This window comes from Paraglaciecola aestuariivivens, from assembly GCF_052983255.1.
In genome coordinates this window covers 371,080-394,195 of the sequence record NZ_JBRKBA010000002.1, presented here as the reverse complement: position 1 = coordinate 394,195, position 23,116 = coordinate 371,080, and the positions used below count along the sequence as shown (strand labels likewise).

General features: G+C 41.0%; 17 protein-coding genes. 2 read left to right on the top strand and 15 right to left on the bottom strand.

Annotated elements, in window-relative coordinates; genetic code table 11:
- Window positions 1-15: 15 nt before the first annotated feature.
- The 6 genes from lysC to ACVCDT_RS04605 all read right to left on the bottom strand — a co-directional run bounded on the left by lysC (window position 16) and on the right by ACVCDT_RS04605 (window position 9,498).
- Window positions 16-1,305: a lysine-sensitive aspartokinase 3 gene (lysC, locus tag ACVCDT_RS04630; protein ID WP_447131679.1), complete on the bottom strand. Its 1,290-nt coding sequence runs from the start codon at window positions 1,303-1,305 to the stop codon at window positions 16-18.
- A 220-nt stretch (window positions 1,306-1,525) separates the two neighbouring features.
- Entirely contained in the window at window positions 1,526-1,975 is a 450-nt protein-coding gene (locus ACVCDT_RS04625; protein WP_447131578.1) for a DUF192 domain-containing protein, read from the bottom strand.
- Window positions 1,976-2,009: 34 nt separating this feature from the next.
- The gene (locus ACVCDT_RS04620; RefSeq protein ID WP_447131577.1) at window positions 2,010-2,237 is read right to left on the bottom strand and encodes a hypothetical protein; all 228 of its coding nucleotides are present in this window, start codon (window positions 2,235-2,237) and stop codon (window positions 2,010-2,012) included.
- An 80-nt stretch (window positions 2,238-2,317) separates the two neighbouring features.
- A complete protein-coding gene (gene acnB, locus ACVCDT_RS04615) occupies window positions 2,318-4,930 on the bottom strand; it encodes a bifunctional aconitate hydratase 2/2-methylisocitrate dehydratase (RefSeq protein WP_447131576.1) in 2,613 nt (870 codons plus the stop codon).
- A gap of 263 nt (window positions 4,931-5,193) precedes the next feature.
- On the bottom strand, window positions 5,194-8,001 hold the full coding sequence (locus tag ACVCDT_RS04610; protein ID WP_447131575.1) for a bifunctional aconitate hydratase 2/2-methylisocitrate dehydratase: 2,808 nt from the start codon (window positions 7,999-8,001) through the stop codon (window positions 5,194-5,196).
- Between the two features lie 372 nt (window positions 8,002-8,373).
- Complete coding sequence (locus ACVCDT_RS04605) at window positions 8,374-9,498, bottom strand: PQQ-dependent sugar dehydrogenase (RefSeq protein WP_447131574.1); 1,125 nt, start codon at window positions 9,496-9,498, stop codon at window positions 8,374-8,376.
- A 169-nt stretch (window positions 9,499-9,667) separates the two neighbouring features.
- Between ACVCDT_RS04605 and ACVCDT_RS04600 the strand changes: the two genes are divergently transcribed.
- A complete protein-coding gene (locus ACVCDT_RS04600) occupies window positions 9,668-10,078 on the top strand; it encodes a hypothetical protein (RefSeq protein WP_447131573.1) in 411 nt (136 codons plus the stop codon).
- Here ACVCDT_RS04600 and ACVCDT_RS04595 read toward each other — a convergent pair.
- Window positions 10,075-10,824, bottom strand: coding sequence for a substrate-binding periplasmic protein (locus ACVCDT_RS04595; RefSeq protein ID WP_447131572.1), 750 nt, complete (start codon window positions 10,822-10,824; stop codon window positions 10,075-10,077). The genes ACVCDT_RS04600 and ACVCDT_RS04595 overlap by 4 nt on opposite strands.
- A gap of 381 nt (window positions 10,825-11,205) precedes the next feature.
- On the opposite strand from ACVCDT_RS04595, the gene pckA reads away from it, so the two are divergent.
- Entirely contained in the window at window positions 11,206-12,849 is a 1,644-nt protein-coding gene (gene pckA / locus ACVCDT_RS04590) for a phosphoenolpyruvate carboxykinase (ATP) (RefSeq protein ID WP_447131571.1), read from the top strand.
- Window positions 12,850-13,042: 193 nt separating this feature from the next.
- On the opposite strand, the gene ACVCDT_RS04585 is transcribed toward pckA, so the two are convergent.
- The 8 genes from ACVCDT_RS04585 to hpf form a co-directional block, all read right to left on the bottom strand.
- Complete coding sequence (locus tag ACVCDT_RS04585; RefSeq protein WP_447131570.1) at window positions 13,043-15,325, bottom strand: YgiQ family radical SAM protein; 2,283 nt, start codon at window positions 15,323-15,325, stop codon at window positions 13,043-13,045.
- A 181-nt stretch (window positions 15,326-15,506) separates the two neighbouring features.
- Window positions 15,507-16,058: a heme NO-binding domain-containing protein gene (locus tag ACVCDT_RS04580; RefSeq protein ID WP_447131569.1), complete on the bottom strand. Its 552-nt coding sequence runs from the start codon at window positions 16,056-16,058 to the stop codon at window positions 15,507-15,509.
- On the bottom strand, window positions 16,055-16,459 hold the full coding sequence (locus tag ACVCDT_RS04575; protein WP_447131568.1) for a response regulator: 405 nt from the start codon (window positions 16,457-16,459) through the stop codon (window positions 16,055-16,057). Before ACVCDT_RS04575 ends, ACVCDT_RS04580 begins: the two co-directional genes overlap by 4 nt.
- Complete coding sequence (locus ACVCDT_RS04570; RefSeq protein WP_447131567.1) at window positions 16,443-18,059, bottom strand: ATP-binding protein; 1,617 nt, start codon at window positions 18,057-18,059, stop codon at window positions 16,443-16,445. The genes ACVCDT_RS04575 and ACVCDT_RS04570 overlap by 17 nt, the downstream gene beginning before the upstream one ends.
- Before the next feature lie 231 nt (window positions 18,060-18,290).
- The gene (locus ACVCDT_RS04565; protein ID WP_447131678.1) at window positions 18,291-19,481 is read right to left on the bottom strand and encodes a lytic murein transglycosylase; all 1,191 of its coding nucleotides are present in this window, start codon (window positions 19,479-19,481) and stop codon (window positions 18,291-18,293) included.
- Window positions 19,482-19,693: 212 nt separating this feature from the next.
- Window positions 19,694-21,460 carry an ABC transporter transmembrane domain-containing protein gene (locus ACVCDT_RS04560; RefSeq protein WP_447131566.1) on the bottom strand — a complete coding sequence of 589 codons (1,767 nt, stop codon included), beginning with the start codon at window positions 21,458-21,460 and terminating at the stop codon, window positions 19,694-19,696.
- Between the two features lie 124 nt (window positions 21,461-21,584).
- Window positions 21,585-22,562, bottom strand: coding sequence for an oxidoreductase family protein (locus tag ACVCDT_RS04555; protein WP_447131565.1), 978 nt, complete (start codon window positions 22,560-22,562; stop codon window positions 21,585-21,587).
- A gap of 159 nt (window positions 22,563-22,721) precedes the next feature.
- Window positions 22,722-23,078 (bottom strand): ribosome hibernation-promoting factor, HPF/YfiA family, encoded by a 357-nt coding sequence (hpf, locus tag ACVCDT_RS04550; protein ID WP_447131564.1) that lies wholly within the window; start codon window positions 23,076-23,078, stop codon window positions 22,722-22,724.
- Between the last annotated feature and the right edge of the window lie 38 nt (window positions 23,079-23,116).

Here is a 23,116-nt window from a genome sequence, read left to right as displayed (position 1 = left end):
ACTGTTAAGACTTAATTATTCAAACAATTCTTTGTGTAAGGCACAAACTACATCAGAACTGTCTTGGTTACTTACCAACATAGATAAATTATGCGGGTTGGCACCATAACAAATCATACGTAGATTAAAGTTAGCCACGGCCGCAAATATCTTACTAGACACTCCTGCAGCGCTATGCATGTTATTACCAACAACAGTAATTAAGTCGTAGTTTTCTTCAACTAATACATCACAGAATTGGCTTAGCTCTTCAATGGTTTCAAAGTTTAAACGCTCAAGCACTGAGTTAGCGGGGTTATCTAGGGTAAAAGACACCGCAATTTCTGAGGTGGTAATAAGATCAACACTCAACTTATGCTCAGCAATAATAGTAAAGACTTTCTGCAAAAAGCCTTGGGCATACATCATTTTAGGGGTTTTTACCGTCACCATTACTTGCTCTTTACGGCGTGTAATAGCGCGATAAGATGGCTCTGTTTGGCAATCTCTCACAATCCAAGTGCCGCCTTTTTCAGGCTCGCGGCTAGATCCCACAAACACCTTAATATCTTGCCTAAGAGCAGGCTCCATAGTGGCAGGGTGTAAAACTTTAGCACCAAAGGTGGCCATTTCAGCGGCTTCTTCAAAGCTTAACTCGGGCAAGGGGCGAGCAGCAGAGGTAATGCGTGGATCTGTAGTGTAAACCCCTATTACATCTGTCCAAATCTCGCAGGTTTGGGCATCTAATGCTTCGGCTAACAAAGCAGCAGTAAAGTCTGAACCACCACGTCCTAAAGTGGTGGTATTGCCAAATTGATCGGCACCAACAAATCCTTGGGTGACTAATACAGTGTCGGTTAACTCAGGCAACATTAGCTTTTTAGCACATTGACTAATCTGCTCTAAATTAGGGGCGGCTTTACCAAATTCACTATCGGTTTTTAGCACATTGCGTACATCAAAATTATCTGCCACTAAACCAGATTGATTTAATACCGCAGTAAATAATAACGACGACATTCTTTCGCCGTGAGACAACAAGGCATCTTTTAAGTCGTGGCTGTGGTTAAGCTCTTCATGCAAGGCAAGATCAGTTAAAGATGCTAGCAACAGCGCCAGTTTAGGCTGCACCTCATCCGCTTTATCAAGCTTGTTTAAAATCGCCTGTTGAATGTTTTCGACTTCTGCTAGTTTTTGTTTGATTTGCTCTTTTGCCATAGCCGTATGAGCAATATCCACTAACAAGTTAGTCACACCAGCAGAGGCACTGACAACTACCACTTTGGTATTGGGGTTATTGATAACAATTTGCGCGCAGTTTTTCATGGCCGCAAAGTCGGCCACACTGGTGCCACCAAATTTCGCCACATTAATTTTGTTAGGGACTGAATTATTCACTAAGTTATGCTCGGGTTTAGGCTGTTAATGCTGCAAAAATAACAGCTTTTTTACTGTTTTAAAAAGCAAAACCTACGCTTAAAAACTACATTTTTTGGAATAGGTTATGCGAGAAGGTTAAAGCCAATAAAATTTGGCCTAAAGCAGGCTATTCACTTGCTTTGGGTAGGCTTATGCTATCACCCACTTTTATCCCTTGTTTTTCAAACCAGCCTCTGTTCATTTCCCATGCATAAAGCACAGGTTTAGAAGCGCTAGTGGTATTGAGATCGTGAGGTTGCATGGTTTTGATATCAGTGATTGTGCCGTTTTTACTAATAAAGGCCACATCCAATGGAATTAAGGTGTTTTTCATCCACATGCCAGCAAGCCTTTGGTATTCAAACTTAAATAACATGCCACAATCGTCACACAGACTTTCGCGGTGCATTAAGCCTAAGGCTCTTTGTTCAAAGGTATGGGCATATTCTAAGGAATAGGTTTGCTCATTGATTTTTATCTCTACTTGCCCAAAAGCCACATCTTGAGCATTTAACAAAGGCTGCCAAACAACCAATAAAAGCACAAACACAAAGGCAGAATATTTAGCTTGAAACATAAGTTTAATTCTTAATTAAATAATAAAACTTAGCTTACAACTTTTTGCACGAGCATCCCATTTGTTTATCACTGGTTTGCCATTCTTGGTATTCACCAAAAGTACATTGTTGTTGTAATTGATTGCATTTTAGGCGCGAAAACTCTACTTGTGTATCAACAGAGTTGCCAATGGCATTAGCTAATACTTGCCTGACCCCATTTTTAGTACAACTCGCCAACACCACCGCTACCAAAACCACAACAGTGACATTTTTACCCATCTGTTATTCCTTGTAAAAATCCTATAAATAAAAAAGCCGGCATAACTTACGCTATGCCGGCTTATATTTTTACGTGGTTTTTAGCTAATATTCAACGCTGGAATAATATTCGCCTGCGCTGCTTGCTCAGCCTGTTTAAAGGCATCCATACGGTCGAAATTAAGGTATCTAAACACTTCGGAAGACATAGACTCAATCTTACTGGCGTAAGACATGTATTCTTCTGTTGAAGGTATTTTACCCATAATCGCCCCTACCGCCGCTAGCTCAGCCGAACATAAGTACACATTGGCTCCATCACCTAAACGGTTAGGGAAATTACGGGTTGAGGTAGACAAGACGGTCGCATTTGGCTCAACCCTAGCTTGGTTACCCATGCACAATGAACATCCCGACATTTCGGTACGTACACCGGCCTTTGCATAAATATTGTAATAGCCTTCTTCGGTTAGCTGGGCCTGATCCATTTTAGTTGGAGGCGACATCCACAAACGTGTGGGTAGTCTTCCTTCAAATTGTTCTAGTAACTTACCAGCGGCACGGAAATGGCCAATATTGGTCATACAAGAGCCAATAAAGACTTCGTCAATTTTATCGCCGGCCACCTCTGACAAGGTTTTAGCATCATCAGGATCATTCGGGCAGCATAAAATTGGCTCTTTAATTTCGTTAAGATCAATTTCTATGGTTTCGGCATATTCAGCATCGGCATCAGCGCGCATTAGCTCAGGGTTATCTAACCATTCTTGCATCTTACGGGCACGACGCTCTAAGGTACGGGCATCACCATATCCCTCGTTTATCATCCAACGTAACATAGTGATGTTAGATCTTAAGTATTCAGCAATAGAAGCTTCAGACAGCTTAATGGTACAGCCTGCTGCAGAGCGTTCAGCTGAAGCATCAGACAATTCAAAGGCTTGCTCTACGGTAAGGTCGTCCAATCCTTCTATTTCTAATACCCGACCCGAAAATGCATTGATTTTGCCTTTTTTCGCTACTGTTAATAAGCCTTGTTTAATGGCGTAAAGAGGAATGGCATGCACTAAGTCACGTAGCGTGATGCCAGGCTGCATTTTACCTTTAAAACGCACTAAGACAGACTCAGGCATATCTAGTGGCATCACACCTGTAGCAGCAGCAAAGGCCACTAAACCAGAGCCCGCCGGAAAAGAAATCCCTAAGGGGAAACGAGTATGCGAGTCGCCGCCTGTCCCAACTGTATCTGGCAATAACATACGGTTTAACCATGAATGAATAATACCATCGCCCGCTCGTAACGACACGCCACCACGGTTCATAATAAAATCTGGCAAGGTATGCTGAGTTTCAATATCAATTGGCTTAGGGTAAGCCGCTGTGTGACAAAAAGACTGCATAGTTAAATCGGCAGTAAAACCTAAACAGGCTAAATCTTTAAGTTCGTCGCGGGTCATTGGGCCTGTGGTATCTTGCGAGCCAACTGTGGTCATTTTGGGCTCACAATAAGTACCAGGACGGATCCCTTCTACACCACAAGCACGCCCCACCATTTTCTGCGCTAAGGTATAACCTTTGCCAGTGTCTTTAGGTTGCTCGGGTTTGCGGAATAAGTCAGTAGGGCCTAAACCTAAAGACTCTCGAGCTTTTTCGGTTAAACCACGACCAATAATCAGGTTAATACGTCCGCCGGCTCGCACTTCGTCAAGCAACACTTCTGACTTATATCGATATTCGGCTAATAGCTCGCCTGTTTCTGCATGAGTGATTTTACCCTCAAGCGGGTAAATGTCGATCACATCGCCCATATTCATTTTGTCTACATCTGCTTCAAAGACCAAAGCACCGGCATCTTCCATAGTGTTAAAAAATATCGGCGCTACTTTGCCGCCTATACAGATCCCACCACCACGCTTGTTAGGTACACCAGGTAAGTCTTCACCAAAGAACCACAACACTGAGTTAGTTGCAGACTTTCGCGACGAACCTGTCCCTACTACATCACCCACAAAAGCAACCGGATGGCCTTTAGCTTTCATTTCTTCAATTTGTTTTAATGGCCCCACTTCACCATGCTTTTCTGGCTCTAGCCCTTCGCGGGTCATTTTAAATGCGGCACGTGCATGTAAAGGAATATCTGGACGCGACCATGCATCTGGTGCAGGCGACAGATCATCAGTATTGGTTTCGCCTGTTACTTTAAAAACAGTGGCAGTAATTTTTTCCGGTAAATCAGGACGCGAGGTAAACCATTCGGCTTCGGCCCAAGATTCAATTACCTCTTTAGCGTATGCGTTGCCAGCTTTGGCTTTTTCTTCAACATCATGAAAGGCATCAAACATTAACAAGGTATGCTTTAGCTCTTCTGCAGCAAGCTCGGCCAATTCTTCATTGTCTAGTGCTGCCACTAAAGTCACTATATTGTAACCACCGTGCATATTACCTAAGAGCTGGATAGCAGCATCTTTACTAATTAATGGCGAGCTGGTTTCGCCTTCCACTATAGCGGTTAAAAATCCCGCTTTAACATAGGCCGCTTCATCCACACCTGGAGGAACTCGCTCAGATAATAACTCAAGTAAAAATGTTTCTTCACCGGCTGGCGGTGACTTTAATAACTCAACTAATTCGGCAACTTGCTCTGCATTAAGTGGCTTAGGAGGTATACCCTCTGCTTCGCGCTCTTGTACATGTTTACGATAGGCTTCTAACACTTTTTGGTCCTCTTAGTTGACTCCATAAAATACGATTTAACGGAGTGTAGGAAAGTAACCGTACAATTATAAGGGTAATTAATAAAAAGTGGAATGAACTCAGTGACTTGAATTTATCTACAGACAAACTAGAGAAGCTAGCTGAAGGCTAAAATTTGTATTTCTTAACAAAGGCGAGCAATAACTAAAACGCAGAAATAAATTAAAAAAAAAGGTAAAACAAGCCGTTTGGCCTGTTTTACCTTTAGGTTTGACTATACCCTTTAGCTAGGGTCAGCAATTCTCACTGCAGCCGCAGGAGCTGAAGTTAAGGTATGAGTAGGAGGCGCAAAATCTGTTAGATTAATTCCCTCTACTGCTGCTGTGTACTCGTCCATTGTGGGGAAACGTCCTAACATAGTTGACAGCACAACTAAGGGAGTTGAGCCTAACAATGATTCACCTTTTTTCTCAGCTGAGTCTGCAACCACTCGACCTTGGAATAAACGTGTAGACGTAGCGATAACAGTGTCGCCTGGTTCAGCTTTTTCTTGGTTACCCATACATAAGTTACAACCTGGGCGTTCTAAGTACATGATGTTTTCGTACTTAGTACGTGCTGCATTTTTAGGTGAAGCATCGTCAAATTCAAAACCAGAATACTTTTTCAAGATCTCCCAGTCACCTTCAGCTTTTAGCTCATCTACTATGTTGTATGTAGGCGGCGCTACCACTAAAGGCGCTTTAAATTCAATTTTGCCATTTTGCTTTTCGATGTTACGGAACATTTGCGCGATAATTTGCATATCACCTTTGTGCACCATACATGAACCCACAAAACCTAAGTCAACTGGCTTATCTTTGTAATAAGACACAGGGCGGATCACGTCATGGGTATAACGCTTAGATACGTCTTCGTTATTCACATCAGGATCGGCAATCATAGGCTCGTTAATTTGATCTAAATCAACTACCACTTCTGCATAGTACTTAGCAGTGTTATCTGGGGTTAAGGCAGGTGTCTTACCTGATTTAATTCCTTCAATACGCTTGTTGGCAATTTCAATTAATCCTTGAAGCGTTTTGGCTTGGTTATCCATGCCTTTGTCGATCATGATTTGAATACGGCTTTTGGCAATTTCTAATGAACCAATTAAGGTTTCATCTTCAGAAATACAGATAGAAGCTTTGGCCTTCATTTCTGCAGTCCAGTCGGTAAAAGTAAAGGCCTGATCGGCTAATAAGGTACCAATATGCACTTCAATCACACGCCCTTGGAAAACGTTTTCGCCACCAAATTGTTTAAGCATTTGCGCTTGAGTTGCGTGTACCACATCACGGAAGTCCATATAACCTTTCATTTTGCCTTTGAAAGTTACTTTGACCGACTCAGGAATAGGCATGGCCGCTTCACCTGTGGCTAAAGCCAAGGCGACTGTGCCCGAGTCTGCACCAAATGCGACCCCTTTAGACATACGCGTGTGAGAATCACCACCAATAATAATTGCACGATCATCCACAGTAATATCGTTTAATACTTTGTGAATAACGTCTGTCATAGCTGGATATTGACCTTTAGGATCACGCGCTGTGATCAAGCCAAAGGCATTCATAAAGCTCATAAGTTTAGGAATATTCGCTTTGGCTTTGCTATCCCAAACCGAAGCAGTGTGACAACCAGATTGGTAGGCACCGTCAACCAAAGGCGAAATGGTTGAAGCCGCCATCGCTTCAAGCTCTTGGCATGTCATAGGGCCAGTGGTGTCTTGTGAGCCTACTATGTTCACTCTTACACGAACGTCAGAGCCCGCATGTAAAGCGTTTTCAGACGTGACACCTACAGCATTACGGTTAAAGATTTTTTCAACTGCGGTTAAGCCTTGACCTTCGATTGAGGTTTCTTTTGAAGGAGCAAAAACAGCAGGGATCTCAACACCTAAAGCTTCTGCGGCAAAAGTTTGTAACTTTTTACCAAAGACTACGGCATAAGAACCACCGGCTTTCATGAATTCTAATTTTTGCGGAGTAAAGGCTGAAGAAATATCGACTAACTCTTTATCGCCGTTAAATAGTTTTTTAGCTTTAGTGTCGATAGTTAAAATAGTGCCAGTTGCAACAGAGTATGCTTCTTCTAACACAGCGTCGCCATTTTGATCGACAACAGTATTGCCATCAGCGTCCACTTTCTTAACCCAGTTTTTCAGATCTAGACCAATACCACCTGTCACATCTACTGTAGTTAAAAAGATTGGAGAAATACCATTTGTCCCTGCTACTACTGGGGCAATATTTATAAAAGGTACATAAGGACTAGCTTGTTTACCGGCCCAAAGTGCGACGTTATTCACGCCAGACATACGTGAAGAACCTACGCCCATAGTACCTTTTTCAGCAATAAGCATGACTTTGGCGTTAGGGTGTTTAGCTTGCAAGGCTTGAATTTCACTTTGCGCATCTTCTGAAATCATGCACTTACCATGCAGTTCACGGTCTGCACGAGAGTGAGCTTGATGACCAGGTGATAATAAATCAGTAGAAATATCACCTTCACCAGCGATATAAGTTACTACTTCGATTTTTTCTGGCACATCAGGTAATTTAGTGAAGAATTCAGCTTGGGTGTAGCTTTCTAATAGTTCTTTAGCAACAGCATTACCGGCTTTATAAGCAGATTCTAAACGAGCCGTATCAGCGTCGTATAAGAAAACTTGAGTTTTTAATACGTCTGCAGCTTGCTTAGCTAAGGCTGAATCGTCACCTAATGCAATGTCCAATAACACTTCAATTGAAGGGCCACCTTTCATGTGTGATAACAATTCAAAAGCAAAATCTGCTGAAATTTCATCAAGGCTTTCGTTGCCTAAGATAATGTCTTTTAAGAATTGCGCTTTTTTGCCCGCCGCACCTGTCGTACCAGGCAAGGTATTATAAATAAAGAAATGCAAAGACTCTTGGCGATGTTGATGAGACTTATCTTTAATTTGTTCGATAATTTCGGCTAATAAATCTGCACTATCAATAGGTTTTGGCGCAAGACCCAAATCCTTTTTACGACTTTCAATTTCTTCAAGGTATTCTAAAAACAAACTCATATATAACTCCCAAGGGCGATAACATGCTAATTAGCAGGGTAAAAATTTAATCGAACTTTTACTTAACCAGTAAAAGTTAAGTGGTATTTGGTCGAGACAACAATGTTGGTTTAACAACGAGTGTAGCAACGAAGGCGTGGGTTGATCAGACCCAAGCTGAAAATTTAAGGTATTTAATGATTTCGAATTGACTCACTGAATGGCGACTTTATTAGCTAATAACTAAGCAAGTTCACCAGACAAAAACACCAGAACTTCAAAATATAACAAGTAATTATAAAGGTTTAAGTGCAAAAGTTAAATTGGCATAAGTAATTGTTTATTTATAACCAATATTTTCTATATTTATATCCCTTTATTGGGGCCTGTTTTTTAATCACTTTTAGCAATTACCCGATAAAGTGCACCTTGGGCACTATCAGTTAAAAAATAAATAGCCCCGTTACCATCAACACGCACATCGCGAATTCTTTGGCCTAGTTCAGTAAATAACGGAATTTGTTCGACTACTTCAAGACCATTCATTTTTAACCAAAGCACTTGTTTAAACTTAAGCACACTAACGAAAAGATCGCCATTTAGCTCATTGAACATTTGCCCTTGATGCACCGCCATACCAGATGGCGCGATTGACGGGGTCCAATCGACTAAGGGTTGTTGCATATTAGGATAATGGGTAAAAGGGCTAATTCTGGCGCCTATGTAGTCTCGACCATGGGTAATCACGGGCCAGCCATAATTGACTCCCGCTTGGATGATATTGAGTTCGTCTCCGCCTTCTGGCCCATGTTCGTGAGAGAAAATCACTTGGCGTTTCGCATCAAAAACTATGCCCTGATGGTTTCTATGTCCATAACTAAACACATAATTACGCAAAGCTTTAGTATCGTTACTAACAAAAGGGTTATTTGGCATGGCGCTGCCGTCGTCTTTTATGCGAATCGTTTTTCCTAATAAACTATCAAGCCTTTGCGCATCTTCGCGATAATCAAAGCCATCACCACTGGTTATTAACAGGCTATGGTCAGGTAAAAATGTCATGCGCCCTGCATAATGCACAGGCGTGTCTTTATTAGGCATTACCCTTAATAAAACTTGGGTTTCAGTTAGGCTATTCCCAACTAGTTTTGCACGTATCACTTTTAAGCCGTTACTGTTGGCACTGCCGCTTGCATAAGACAAATAAACCCAAGCGTTCTGAGAAAAATTAGGATGCAAGCTAACGTCTAATAACCCACCTTGTCCTTTAACATAGATGTCTTTGGGCAGGCCTTGAATCGCTTCAACCTGTTTGTCTTGGTTAATTTTTAATAATTGACCGCTACGCTCTGTAACTAACCACTCGCCACTTGGCAAAAACGCTAAAGACCAAGGGAAATGTAAATCAGTTGCTAAGGCTTGCAGTTGGTATTTAGGAAAACTGCTTGGGCTAGGATTGGCCAAAATCTGAAAACTCAATAACATCATCAAGGCCCATAGCAGAGTAGGCTTAATCATAACATCCTCCCACCAAAGGCCGTTTCTTTTGGGTTTAAACAGCTACTAATATTGATCTTCACCGGCAGTTCACTCATTATCGCTTTCAATTTAAATAGTAGGTTTATCACACTTGATGAAAATTACATATCTTCTTAGGCAGTGTACGCACTTTTTGGTGGCGGTGATTATGGCATTTGTATTAGCCAGTTTATTGCATAGTCAGTTAGTGATTGCAGAACTTGTAAAAGTTGGCGTGCAAGTGTCTATTGCAGACAGGTTAAGCATGAGCCTGGATGACTTATTGGGCCTGTACCCTACTTACGGAATAGTGATTGCCCTAAGTTTTTTGCTTGGGTTTATTGTCGCGCACCTTTGCCAAAAACGTTTTAATTTAAACCCATACTTGCTTTATGCTGCTGCAGGAGGCACAAGCATAGTAGTTGCACTTTGGGCTATGTACCCCATTTTAAACATTACCTTACTGGCCAGTGCGCGCTCTAGCTTGGGGGTAATTTGTCAAAGTTTGGCTGGATTAGTTGGCGGTTTGATTTATGTTTATTCTCGAAAACACTATACAAATCAACCCCAGCAGAACTAAAAGTTAAGCTGGTGTAATTGCAAAACCTTTTCTACTGCATTTTGTAATTTTTGTACTGTGTGTTTATCTACATCTTGACTAAGGGCAAAGTAATATCTTTTGGCGGGGAAACGGTAAACCACTTCAAAGTCATTGGGGTTTAAATTGGATGCTAGCAGCGATTCGCGCCAACCATCTTCCCCAAATATCCATAAATCTATGCGCCCCATTGCTAACATTTTGCCCAAATTAGTTGAATGACTCAGCAATACTATGCTGCGCATAGGAACCCCTTCAGAAAGCAATATTTCTTCCCCTACATCTCCTCTAACGGCACCAGTTAGGTAGTCTTTCATTTGTTTAGGATCGGCAATAACAAGCTTGCGAGATTTGGCAGCAATTAACACATCACTTTCGGTGGCAATAGGTCCAACCCATTGAAATTTAGCTTCGCGCTCTGAGGTTCGTATGGTACTAAACAATACTTTGTTTGGCCCTTCAATGGCTTGTTTAAAGCCTCTTGACCAAGGTAAAACTAAAATATCATCTCGCTGAATTGGCGAGTTTAAGTATTGAGAAGCGGCCAATAACAGATCGACTGCGGGTCCTTGCAACTTGCCATCACGTACAAAATTATACGAAGCGCTGCTTTCGGTAATAAATGTCAATTGATTTAGCGGCACTGACGCTAAGGCCTGACATGTTACCCACACAGAACAACCTATAAATAGCATTGTATGTAACAACTTGGTTAATTTGCGCTGCATTTAACCCCTTGCAAGTTTGACTGCTAAATTTGTTGCTAAAGCATTGATATGTTTTAAATCAGTGAATGGATCAAAAACACTGGAATGGAGGTTATTTGAGCAAAAAAAGAGTCGATGCATCTTAAAAAATACTTGTCTACTTAGCTCATTTACCTCTAAGCATATTTTCAAAAACCTCGTCAATGTGTCATATACGCAGCAAATTTGCATGGTTTATTTTCGATTTACCACGAAAAACTGCTCAAAATTCACACAAACCTCTTAGAGTGTATAAAAATAGTGCCAATTTGACCTAGGTAAGATACTGGGCTGGAACTATTCTTATGCTTTTTTTATCTTTAAAATAGCAAAATAATTCAGACTAAGACTAATGGACATAAAATGACCACTTCCGCCCCAATTTCTAGTAATACCAGACTCGATAAAGTTCGCGCACATTTAACTTCTATTGGTCTTGAAAATATTAATCAGATTATCCACAACCCCAGCTATGACGAACTATTTGAAGCCGAAACAGATGCTAATTTAACTGGATACGAAAAAGGCACTATTACAGACTCAGGGGCAATTAATGTAGACACTGGCATTTATACAGGGCGTTCACCTAAAGATAAGTTCATAGTGCAAGACCAAACCACCAAAGATACTGTGTGGTGGCGAACTGACAGCAATAAAAATGACAACAAACCTATGAGCCCAGAGACTTGGCAAGCACTAAAGAAAATCTGCCAGTCGCAACTGTCTAACAGCAAGTTATATGTAGTAGATGCCATTTGTGGTGCCAACCAAAACACTGCACTAAAAGTACGTTTTGTTATGCAAGTGGCTTGGCAAGCGCACTTTGTCAAAAATATGTTTATTCGCCCAAGCCAGCAACAGCTAGATGATTTCGAACCCGACTTTGTGGTGATGAATGCGTCTAAAACCAGCGATCCTGACTTTAAAGCCCATCAAACCAACTCTGAAACCTTTGTAGCTTTTAATTTAACTGAAAAAATGCAACTGATTGGCGGCACCTGGTACGGTGGCGAAATGAAAAAAGGCATGTTCTCTATGATGAACTACTTTTTACCTTTGCAAGGTATCGCCTCTATGCATTGCTCAGCCAATGTAGGAAAACAAGGGGATACCGCTATCTTTTTTGGATTATCTGGCACCGGAAAAACTACCTTATCAGCCGATCCAAACCGCGCATTAATAGGCGATGACGAACACGGTTGGGATGACGATGGTATTTTCAATTTTGAAGGGGGTTGTTATGCCAAAACCATAGATTTAGATCCAGCCAAAGAGCCAGAAATCTATCAAGCAATTAAGCGTAACGCATTGTTAGAAAATGTAGTAGTAAATGGCAGCACCCCTGATTATAGCGACAATAGTAAAACCGAAAACACCCGAGTATCTTACCCCATAGAACATATTAAAAACCGTGTTATGGGCGTGAGTAAAGCTGGTCATGCTAAAAAGGTTATTTTTCTAACTGCCGATGCCTTTGGTGTTTTCCCGCCAGTTTCGCGTTTAACTAGCGAACAGGCAAAGTACCATTATTTGTCTGGCTTTACTGCCAAACTTGCAGGTACTGAACGCGGCATAACTCAACCAACCCCAACCTTTTCATCATGCTTTGGTCAAGCCTTTTTAAGCTTACACCCTACCCAATATGCCCAAGTGTTAGAGCAACGCATGGCCGCTTCTGGGGCCAGTGCATATTTAGTAAACACAGGTTGGAATGGCACAGGAAAACGTATCAGCCTTGCGGCTACACGCGCCATAATTAATGCGATTTTAAATGGTGAAGTAGAACAGGCAGAATGCGAAATAATGCCATACTTTAACTTGGCCTTTCCAAAAGCGTTAACTGGTGTGGATAGCCATATTTTAGATCCAAGAAACACCTATGCTCAGCTAGAAGACTGGGATAAAGAAGCACAAAAACTAGCAACTTTATTTATCGATAACTTTACTAAATTCACTGATAACCAAGAAGGCCTAGCCCTAACTGCAGCTGGCCCTCAACTAGGGTAATGCTAACCTAATAGCAAATACCATTATCAACCGTTAGGCCTTCAAAACATTAACAGTCACTTTGTTATAAAGTGACTGTTTTACCCATAAAGCCTAAAGCTACCAAGTTATTCTTTTACTCATTTTGACTACAAAAAAAACCACTAGATATTTAGCTAGTGGTTTGTTGATTTGTAACTAAAAGGCGTAAAAATTAACGGACTTTTCTTCTTTGCCCCTTAGGCTTTTTACTTTTTGCGGCTTCATTGTGAGGTTGGTTGTCACTAAACCGGGTTAGGCCTTTTTGTGCTTTTGCCGCATTAGCCGATTTGCCTTTGGCATAGGCTTTGTTAACCGAACGTTTAGCGTATTCTTTTTGTTCTCGTCCGCGTAATTCATTACGGCTTTCAGCAGGCACTAAACAGGTTGGCGAGTTGCCAATAAGATGAGCTTTGCCCATTTCCTTTAGGGTTTTACGTAATAATGGCCAGTTTGCTGGGTCGTGATAACGTAAAAACGCGCGGTGTAAGCGGCGATGAATTTCACCCTTAGGTACTTCAACCACTTCACTTTTGTGCGTCACTTTATGTATCGGATTTTTATTGGTGTGATACATAGTAGTGGCATTGGCCATTGGCGAAGGATAAAAGTTTTGTACTTGATCTAACTTAAAATTACGGGCTTTTAACCATAGCGCCAAATTAAGCATGTCTTCGTCTTTGGTGCCCGGGTGCGCCGATATAAAGTACGGGATTAAGTATTGGTCTTTGCCCGCTTCTTTGGTGTATTTGTCGAATAGTTCTTTAAATCTGTCATAAGTCCCCATGCCCGGTTTCATCATTTTATCTAATGGAGCTTTTTCTGTGTGTTCTGGGGCAATTTTTAAGTACCCTCCCACATGATGGGTGACTAATTCGCGCACATAATTTGGGTCTTCTATGGCCAAGTCGTAACGTACCCCAGAAGCGATCAATACTTTTTTCACTCCTTCTACATCGCGCGCTTTGCGGTATAGTTCTACCGTTGGGGTTTGGTCGGTATCTAAATGACCACAAATTTCAGGCCATACACAAGACAGCCTTCTACAAGCTTGTTCTGCTTTGGGGCTTTTACAGCGCAATTTATACATATTGGCTGTGGGGCCACCTAAATCTGAAATCACCCCAGTAAAGCCAGGCACTTTGTCACGAATTTGCTCGATTTCGCGAATGATGGATTCTTCAGAACGACTTTGGATCACTCGGCCTTCGTGTTCGGTAATAGAACAAAAAGTACAACCACCAAAACATCCTCGCATGATATTCACCGAGGTTTTAATCATGTCGTAAGCAGGAATTTTAGCTTTGCCGTAACTTGGATGAGGTACGCGGGCATAAGGCAAATCAAATACCGCATCCATTTCTTCGGTTTCTAGCGGGTAAGCAGGTGGATTGATCCACACTATCCTGTCGCCATGGCGCTGCACTAAAGCGCGCGCGCATCCTGGGTTGGTTTCTTTATGCAAAATACGCGAGGTGTGTGCGTAATGGGTTTTCTCAGCGCGCACCACATCGTAGGGTGGCAACAACACATAGGTTTTATCCCAAGGTTTAACTCGTTTAGTTTTAGAGGTAAATGGCTGCACTACTATGGGCTGAGCTTTTTGCGCATCTATGGCCGCTTGTTTGTCTTCTTCCGACGACACCGCACATTTTTCTTCTATGTTTTCGTATGGACTAATAATGGGGTCGATTTTGCCTATGGTATCTAGATGGGTCGAATCTACTCCTTGCCAGCCAGGTAAAGGCTCTTTTCGAATAACAGCGGTACCACGAATATCGTGCATTTGCTCAATGCTTTCTCCAGAGGCAAAACGATGGGCCATTTCAAGCAATGGACGCTCGGCATTACCAAACATCAACATGTCGGCTTTTGAGTCAAACAATACACTACGGCGCACTTTGTCAGACCAATAATCGTAATGAGCAATACGCCGTAAACTGGCTTCTATGCCGCCAATAATAACCGGTTTTTTGTAGGCTTCTTTGCAACGCTGAGTGTAAACCGTTACGGCTCGATCTGGACGTTTTCCGCCTTCGTTATTTGGTGTGTATGCATCATCATGACGTAATTTTCGATCAGCAGTATAACGGTTGATCATGGAGTCCATGTTGCCAGCAGTCACCCCAAAAAATAAATTAGGCTCGCCTAATTGCATAAAGTCATCTTTGCTATGCCAATTGGGCTGCGAAATAATCCCTACTCTAAAACCTTGGGCTTCTAAGGTTCGCCCAATAACCGCCATCCCAAAACTAGGATGGTCAATGTAGGCATCGCCAGTAACAATAATAATGTCGCAGCTATCCCAGCCTAATTGATCCATTTCTCCACGAGACATAGGCAAAAAGGGGGCAGGTTCAAAACATTCCGCCCAGTACTTAGGGAATGAAAACAAGCCACGTTCGGCTTTCATACGGGCCACAGGCTTAGAGCGAGAAACAGGTTGAATGGTTGGCATGATGCCCTCTAAATAAAACAACTAAAACGCAGTAGTAACGAGAAAACTAAAGCTGGTCAAAAAATCGGCGGGATTATAGCAGATATTTCAATATTAAACGATTTTCAATTCAGACAATTATTAAGACATTTGATCGGCGCGCATTAAGTACTGGCAAGTTTTGCGTTACTTTAAACATGTTCTAAGCCTTATTAGTTAACACTATATGTATTTCAATGGCGTCTTGGCCTTTAAAAGCGCCTGGCTTTTTGGTGACTTCGGCATCTGTATTAAAATGCGCTAAACAGCCTTTTATTAATCCTATTGCTAAGTCTTCAAAGTGCCGAGAAGATAGATAATACATGGTTAAATGGTTTTCCGATTGTAGATCACAATAAAAGCGCGGTAACTCAGCATCTGGATAAAGTTTTTTTACTTCTACATGGATATAACTGTCAACGTTTTGTAAAAATGAAAATGGAGTACGAGTAATTTCAAAAAACACTGGATACTTTTGATAAAAACGGCCAAATAGGTGCTGTCCAAAGGCTTCTAATAAACTTGATACTGGCAGATCAACTAACTGACTTAAATGGGTGGTCATTCTGACTATTTCTTGATGACTGTATGTGCCTACTGCTGTATATGCTCCGTCATTGGGTAAGTCGCTAAGTTCGATAACCTCCTCTAATATATCTTCTGAAAAGACCTCGGCCACCATATCCATAAATTCGGTAAAGACTATGCCTTTCATAGTAGCTTTTCCTTTTTAAGGTAATTTTGTAAGGTTTCTTCGATGCGTTTTGAATTAAAGGGTTTTACCACAAAGCCATTAGCGCCACTTTTGATGGCTTGGGTCACATTGTCGGCAGAGCTTTCGCCAGAGACCATTACCACCATCACTTCGCCGTAAATTTGTCGAATTTCTTTTAAGGTCTCTAGTCCACTTTTACCCGGCAAATCAATGTCTAAATACACTATATTGATATTTTGGCTATTGATGAAATCTGGGATCCCTTCTCCGTTAGAAGAATTAAAAAAAGTGGGTTTAATATCTACATCTTGCTCGTGAATACAGGCCAATAACGCAGCACGTAATATCTGCCTGCTATATTCCACGTCATCTACAATCAAAATGTTAAGATATATGCTCATCTAATACTTCCGTTATGCTTGTTCTTAATTTAGTGCAAAGTGTCAAACCTTGCTTATATTCTTTTTTTCTAAGTGACAATAACGCCTGATCGGCCAATTGCCCAAGTTCGTCGTAACCAAATGTAGCCGCAGCACCTTTGATAACATGGGATAAGTGAGTTAATTCTTGATAGTTAGACTGCTGAATAGATTGGTCTAACATTTTGTGTTGCTTTGTTAACTCAGCGTAAAATAAAGCCGTTATTTCTGGAGTAGGCACAAATTTAGATAAAGTCGCGCTTTGACCAACTTTTAGATGTTTATTCAGTATTTTATAGAGCAAAGGCAACTCTATAGGTTTACTTAAGGTGCCGTTAAACCCTAAGGAGTCATAGATTTTAATATCATCAGACATTACATTGGCTGTTAGCGCATAAATAGGTAAGTTAATGCCTAATTGCCGCAGTGACTGCAAGGCTTGTTTGCCGTCCATAATTGGCATTTGAATATCCATTAGCACTAGATCGTAGGCGCCAGACAAAACTTTTTGAATGCCTAGTTCACCATTTTCGGCTAGGTCAACCTGCACCCCTGTTTTTTCTAAATGCAGCATAATCAATTCTTGGTTCAATTTATTGTCTTCAACCAATAACACTTGCCCTTGTAACTTAGGGATGGAAATAAGTTGACTATGACTTTGTTCAGTATCAGTTAAAGAGTGACATTCTCCTTCTTGTGCATGGCATTTTATAGAAAATGAAAATGTCGAACCTTGCCCAACTGTCGAATTAATAGTTAACTTCCCCCCCATTAATTCAGTTAAATTTTTGGCTAAATATAACCCTAACCCTGCGCCTTCTAAATTATGCATTTTGCTTGGGTTATCTTGTTGAAAAGATTCAAATATCAGTGCTTGTTTGTGTTCAGCTACCCCTTCACCTGTATCTATTACATCAAAAGTTAATAATTGTTGCGCTGCGTCAAAAGCAATATTTAAACTCACACTACCTTGATCTGTATAGCGAATGGCATTGCTGAGTAGGTGATTAAGAACTTGGGTTAATCGCAACGGATCGGCTGTCAGCCAGACCGGTACACTAGAGTCTAGTTTTAAACTGAAATCTAATTGTTTATGTAAACAATTCAATTCATAAACTTGCTCAATATCTTGTAACAGTTGGGGTAGATTAAAGCGTTCTGGATTAATGCTTAATCTATCAGTTTCGATGTTACTTACGTCAAGTATTTCCCCTAGTAAAGCACTGAGGTGACGTCCACTTCTAATAATAGTATTCAGGTATTTTTGACTGTCTTGGGGATTGAGGTCTTGCTGCAATATCATCTCTGCAAAACCAATTATGGCAGTTAGAGGAGTGCGGATCTCGTGACTCATATTAGCTAAAAATTGAGTTTTGGCATGATTTGCCCTATCTGCATCTTCTTTAGCTTTTTCGACTTCGTAAGTTCTGGCTATGACTTTAAGCTCAAGGTTGTCTTTTAACTCTTCTAACTCTTGATTACGCTTAAATAACTCTAATGACTTTTGCTCAAGCAAAGCCTCGGCTGCAAGTCTCGCCTGCCGCTCTCTGTCATAACGTTTTTTTAATCTCTCTTCATCCATGCAATTAATTTCTGATGACTATTAGGTAAACCATAACAGAGAATTCACTTTTTGATATTCTACCAAAGTAGCTAAGTGTATCGGATCTATAGTCTTGTTTTAGCAGAGGTTTATCTAATGTCAAAAATTCGCGCCAGAAAACCTAGCAAGCCTTAGCAGTACATAATGGAATTTATGTACTGCTAAAACTTCGATCAATGATTAGAAATTTAAGTGTGAAATATTGCTAGCTTAGATATCTAGCTGCTGGCTAATGGCCTGTTTAACTGCGGCAACTGTTGCTTGAGAAGGATAGCCATCAGCAATTAGGTTATGTTTTGCTTGAAAGGCACGTACCCCAGTACGCGTAGCTGGCCCTAAAATACCGTCAGCTACCCCCACATCAAATCCTAAGCTGTTCAGATTTTCTTGAAATTGTTTCATTTCATCTAAGGTATAATTAGGCAGTTCAGGCAAAGGTTTAGATAAACTCGACTTACCTGCTATGCGATCGGCTAAGTGCCCAACTGCGATCCCGTAATATTCAGAATTGTTCCAACCTAGTATCACATCAAAGTTCGAATACACTAAAAAGGCTGAACCTGTATGCCCAGCTGGGATAAGTAATGAAGCTTGAATATCGCTAGTGTCTAACGCTTGGCCATTGGTTTGAGTCACACCTTGCTGTGCCCAAAATGTTAAAGCTTTGGTTTGTTTTTTACCTGCTAACACATAATTAAAATCATCAGGCAATTGTACTTCTCGCCCCCACTTAAACCCAGACTTCCAACCCAACTGCTGCAAAAAGTGTGCAGCCGAGGCTAAGGCATCAAGTTCATTATTCCAAAGATCAATCTTGCCATCGTTATCACCGTCTTTGGCATACTTAATATAAGCGGTAGGCATAAATTGAGTATGCCCCATAGCCCCAGCCCAAGAGCCAATCATTTGTTCTGGAGATAAATTGTCTCGCTCTAATAATAAAAGAGCTTGGACTAATTCTTTAGAAAAGAAGGTACTTCTGCGTTGATCACAGGCTAAAGTGGTTAACGCAGCCAAGGTAGGGATTTTGCCTTTAATTCCGCCAAAATTAGTTTCTAGGCCCCAAAACGCCATTAAATAATGGCCAGGCACACCATATGTCTGGGTCAATTTTGCTAAAAACTCTTTATGCTCAGCTAACTTTTCTCGCCCTTTATTAATACGCCAGTCTGTCACGCGTTTCGAAAAATAGCCTACAAAGGTTTGCACAAACTCTGGTTGATTACGGTCGTACCCTAGAATTTTAGGTAAGGGCTGAATCTTGCCTAAAATATCGGTAGTGGTTGTACTAGAAACCCCCGCCTCTAAAGCTTGCTTTTGCAAACCACTAAGACAAGCAGCAAAGTTTGTTTCTGGGTTAGTGTTGGTTTCTTGGGCTGCAAGCTCAGTAGACAGCAGCATAACAGAAGCAGACAAAAACAAACCTGAAAATGAAAAAATAGATGCCAAAATAAATGTCCTGATGTGAATGAAAGAACATGCTAACCGACTCGATTCACTTTGATAAGTAAATTTCTTTAAGCAAAGAACATTTGCTCCAACATACTTAGTTGATTGAAGGTGAACTCACTAGCTTTTTCCGATTAAATGTTCTTATTTGCTTTAAACATGCCTTAACTAACAAATTGCAATTGGGCAAATTCGCGATACAAAGCATTGCTAGCCAATAAGTCTTGATGATTACCTATGGCCACAATTTGACCTTTATCTAAAACTATTATGCGATCAGCATTAATAACAGTGGCTAACCTATGCGCAATGACCAAAGATGTTTTGCCTTGCATTAGCCTTTCGAGCGCCAGTTTTACTTGTTGTTCACTGCTTGCATCAAGCGAGCTGGTTGCTTCGTCTAGAAGCAGTATTGGACGATCTGCCAACATTGCCCTAGCTATGGCAATACGTTGTTTTTGACCACCAGATAAGCGCACCCCTCGTTCACCTAAATAGGTATCATAGGCTTGAGGTAAAGCCTGAATAAACTCGTCTGCACAAGCAGCTTTTGCCGCTAACTGGATCTCTGATTGGCTGGCGTTTGGTCGTCCGTAAGCAATGTTTTCACTTACACTGGCTGCAAATATTACCGACTCTTGTGGAACCAAAGCATATTGCTGTCTTAACTCGCTAATATCCAATTGGCGAATATCTTGATTGCCTAACAATATTTGCCCTTGGGTCACATCATAAAAACGCAAAAGCAATTGAAACAACGTTGACTTACCTGCGCCACTTGCCCCCACTAAAGCAACACGCTCACCACTTTTAATACGTAAGTTAATATCCTTTAGCACAGTGATATTGTTGGCTAGCGGATAACTAAAAACTAGTCCATTCAGCTGTATATCTGGAATACTCTTGCTCACTAAGGGGTTGCTTTGTGCTAAAGATGAGATGCTACTAGGGGTTTGTAAAAGCTCTAACAACCTTTCGCTGGCTCCAGCGGCTTTTTGAATTTCACCTAGCACTTCGCTAATAGTTGCCACCGCGCCACCAGCTAAAACTGCGTAAAACATAAAAGCCGTTAACTCCCCTGCGCTTAACTTTTGTTGTAACACTTGCTGCGCCCCAACCCAGGCCACAATAGTTATGGCCAATATACTTATGCCAATAATCACTGCCACTAACAAAGCACGGTATTTAATTCTTAATTGGGCAGCCTGCATCACGCTTTCGATACGCGAGGTAAAATGCTGTTTATCAATATCTTCGTGGCCGTATGCTTGTACTGTATGGATTTCATGTAGAGTTTCGTCTACGTATGCCCCTACATCAGCCACTTTATCTTGGCTGTTTTTGGCGTGAATTCGCACCTTTTTACCGAATATTTTAATAGGCAACAAAACCACTGGAACAGCCACCAACACATACAAAGTTAAGATTGGACTAGAAACCAACATTAAAGCTAAAGCTCCAATAAAGGTAATACTGGCTCTTAAGCCCATGGATAAGCCCATACCAACAACAGATTGCAATAAAGTGGTATCAGCAGTAAAACGTGAAATCACCTCTCCGGTACGAGTTTTAGCAAAAAAAGCTGGTGATAAAGTTAATAAATGACTAAACACTTGTAGTCTAATATCAGCGCTAACTCTTTCGCCTAACCAAATCATCCAATAAAAGCGAAAGTAGGTGGCCAAGCTGCCAATTAAAGCAATGCCCAATATCATCAACATTGCCTGATTTAGGTGTTCTGCGTTATTCGCCACAAACCCGTTATCTACGACTAACTTAATGCCTTGGCCTAACAGTAACCAAGCGCCTGCTCCTACCAATAGTGCACTTAGGGCATAAGCAACTTTACTTTTATAGGGGATAAGTTGGCCAAACAGCCACTTCATTATTTCGCTGGTTTTTGCTGAAGACAATAGGGTTCTCTTAGTCATTAGGGCCTAACCACTTTTTGCTATTTGCCCATGGCCAAATGAATGGGAGTAGAAGGTGGGTTAGATCAGTCTGATTTTTGTTTGCTCACCATAAATCAAACGGTCTAAGATGCAAGGGCCTTACTTATAAATTTGTAATTACCCGCTCAGCTCGTTCTTGCATATAAGCGTTAATTTTAAAGTGCTCAGGACTCCAGCCTAATAAAAATCGATAAAAGTCTGCCCAAGCAAAATCATACAGTCTGCGCCACTCAGACTCTAAAGCTGACCAATCTAGATCCTGTTGGTAATGTTCAAGTCCTTGTTTTAAGTAGCTAAAGTAGCAATCGACTAAAGGTTGTTCTAAGGCAAATAAATCTGCCTCAGCTAAACAAGAGCCTAAAAAGTAAGCCAAATCTTTTACCCCTACTCCTTTACCTACATATTGAAAATCTACTGCGGCGAGTCTGTCACTTTGGCGATCATCAGGAAAACAAAAGTTAGCTAACTTAGCATCCCCATGCACTAAGGTTTGAAACTTAGCTTGGTTAAGGGCTTGATCTATTTGCTGCGCATGTTGTTTTAACGGGCCGTCTTGCATGGCAGCCAGCTCATCTTGCCGAGTTGCTAAATGCCAGTAGCAGCCAATAGGCCATAGGTCTTGCGCTTGATGCTGAAAAAAACGCGCGTGAAAATTTGCCAACCATTTGATGCCATGTTTTATATCATCATTTGATGCGGTGCTTTTTCTAACTGAAAAACCCAGGCTGTCTAAATCAGTTAAAACTAAAACTTGCTGCTGATTTTGATTAAAAGAAGTAAGCAGGTTAGGCACTTTACAATCGAGATCACACTGGTCTGCATAGAATTTATAAAACGCCCCTTCCACTTGGTAAGAGTGTAATTTTCGTAAATGACTGGTTTGAGTATTCCAACCTTTAGGATGTTTTGGCTGGCGCACAGGATCGATATGTTTAACGATTATTGACTGATCGAGTCGCGGACTAAAATACCGTGCAATTTCGCCATATCCACTCCATAGCGATTGCACAACTTCCTGTTTGGTTATACAAGGATCTGAAAAGTGCTGTTTTAATAAAGATAATATTTGTAGTTGCGACATTAACTCAAAAGTCCATTTGCGCGTTAAATCAAAAAATATACAAAGGGTATGATAAGCAAACTAGACTGCACAAATAAACTACAAAATGAATTTTATTCGGAATGTATAAAACTAGGGATGGCACTTACCTTTAAAAGTTAAGTGCCAAAATTGAGTAAATTAACTTAAATCCATGCCTTGAATGATTTCATGGGCGATTTCTGGGGTGGTCACAACTGGCTTTTCGTGTAAGTCGCCTTTAAGTTGCCCTTTACGGTGTTTCAGCGCTGCATCTAATTTTTTACAGGCTTGAGAAATGGCAGGATACATCACAGCACCTTTGCCTCGAACGGCTATACTGCTTCCTTCGTATTTGGTAGAGACTTCAGCACTAAACTCTCCGTGCTCTTTGGTTACTATGATATCTAAAGCGATTAAACTTGGAAAATGATTGGCGATTTTAGAAAACTTTTGTTGAATATCTTCTTTTACAGACTCTGTGATATCGCAATGATGACCTGAAACATTTATTTTCATAGAATTTCCTCTTTGCTTTAATTACATTTTTTTTACAC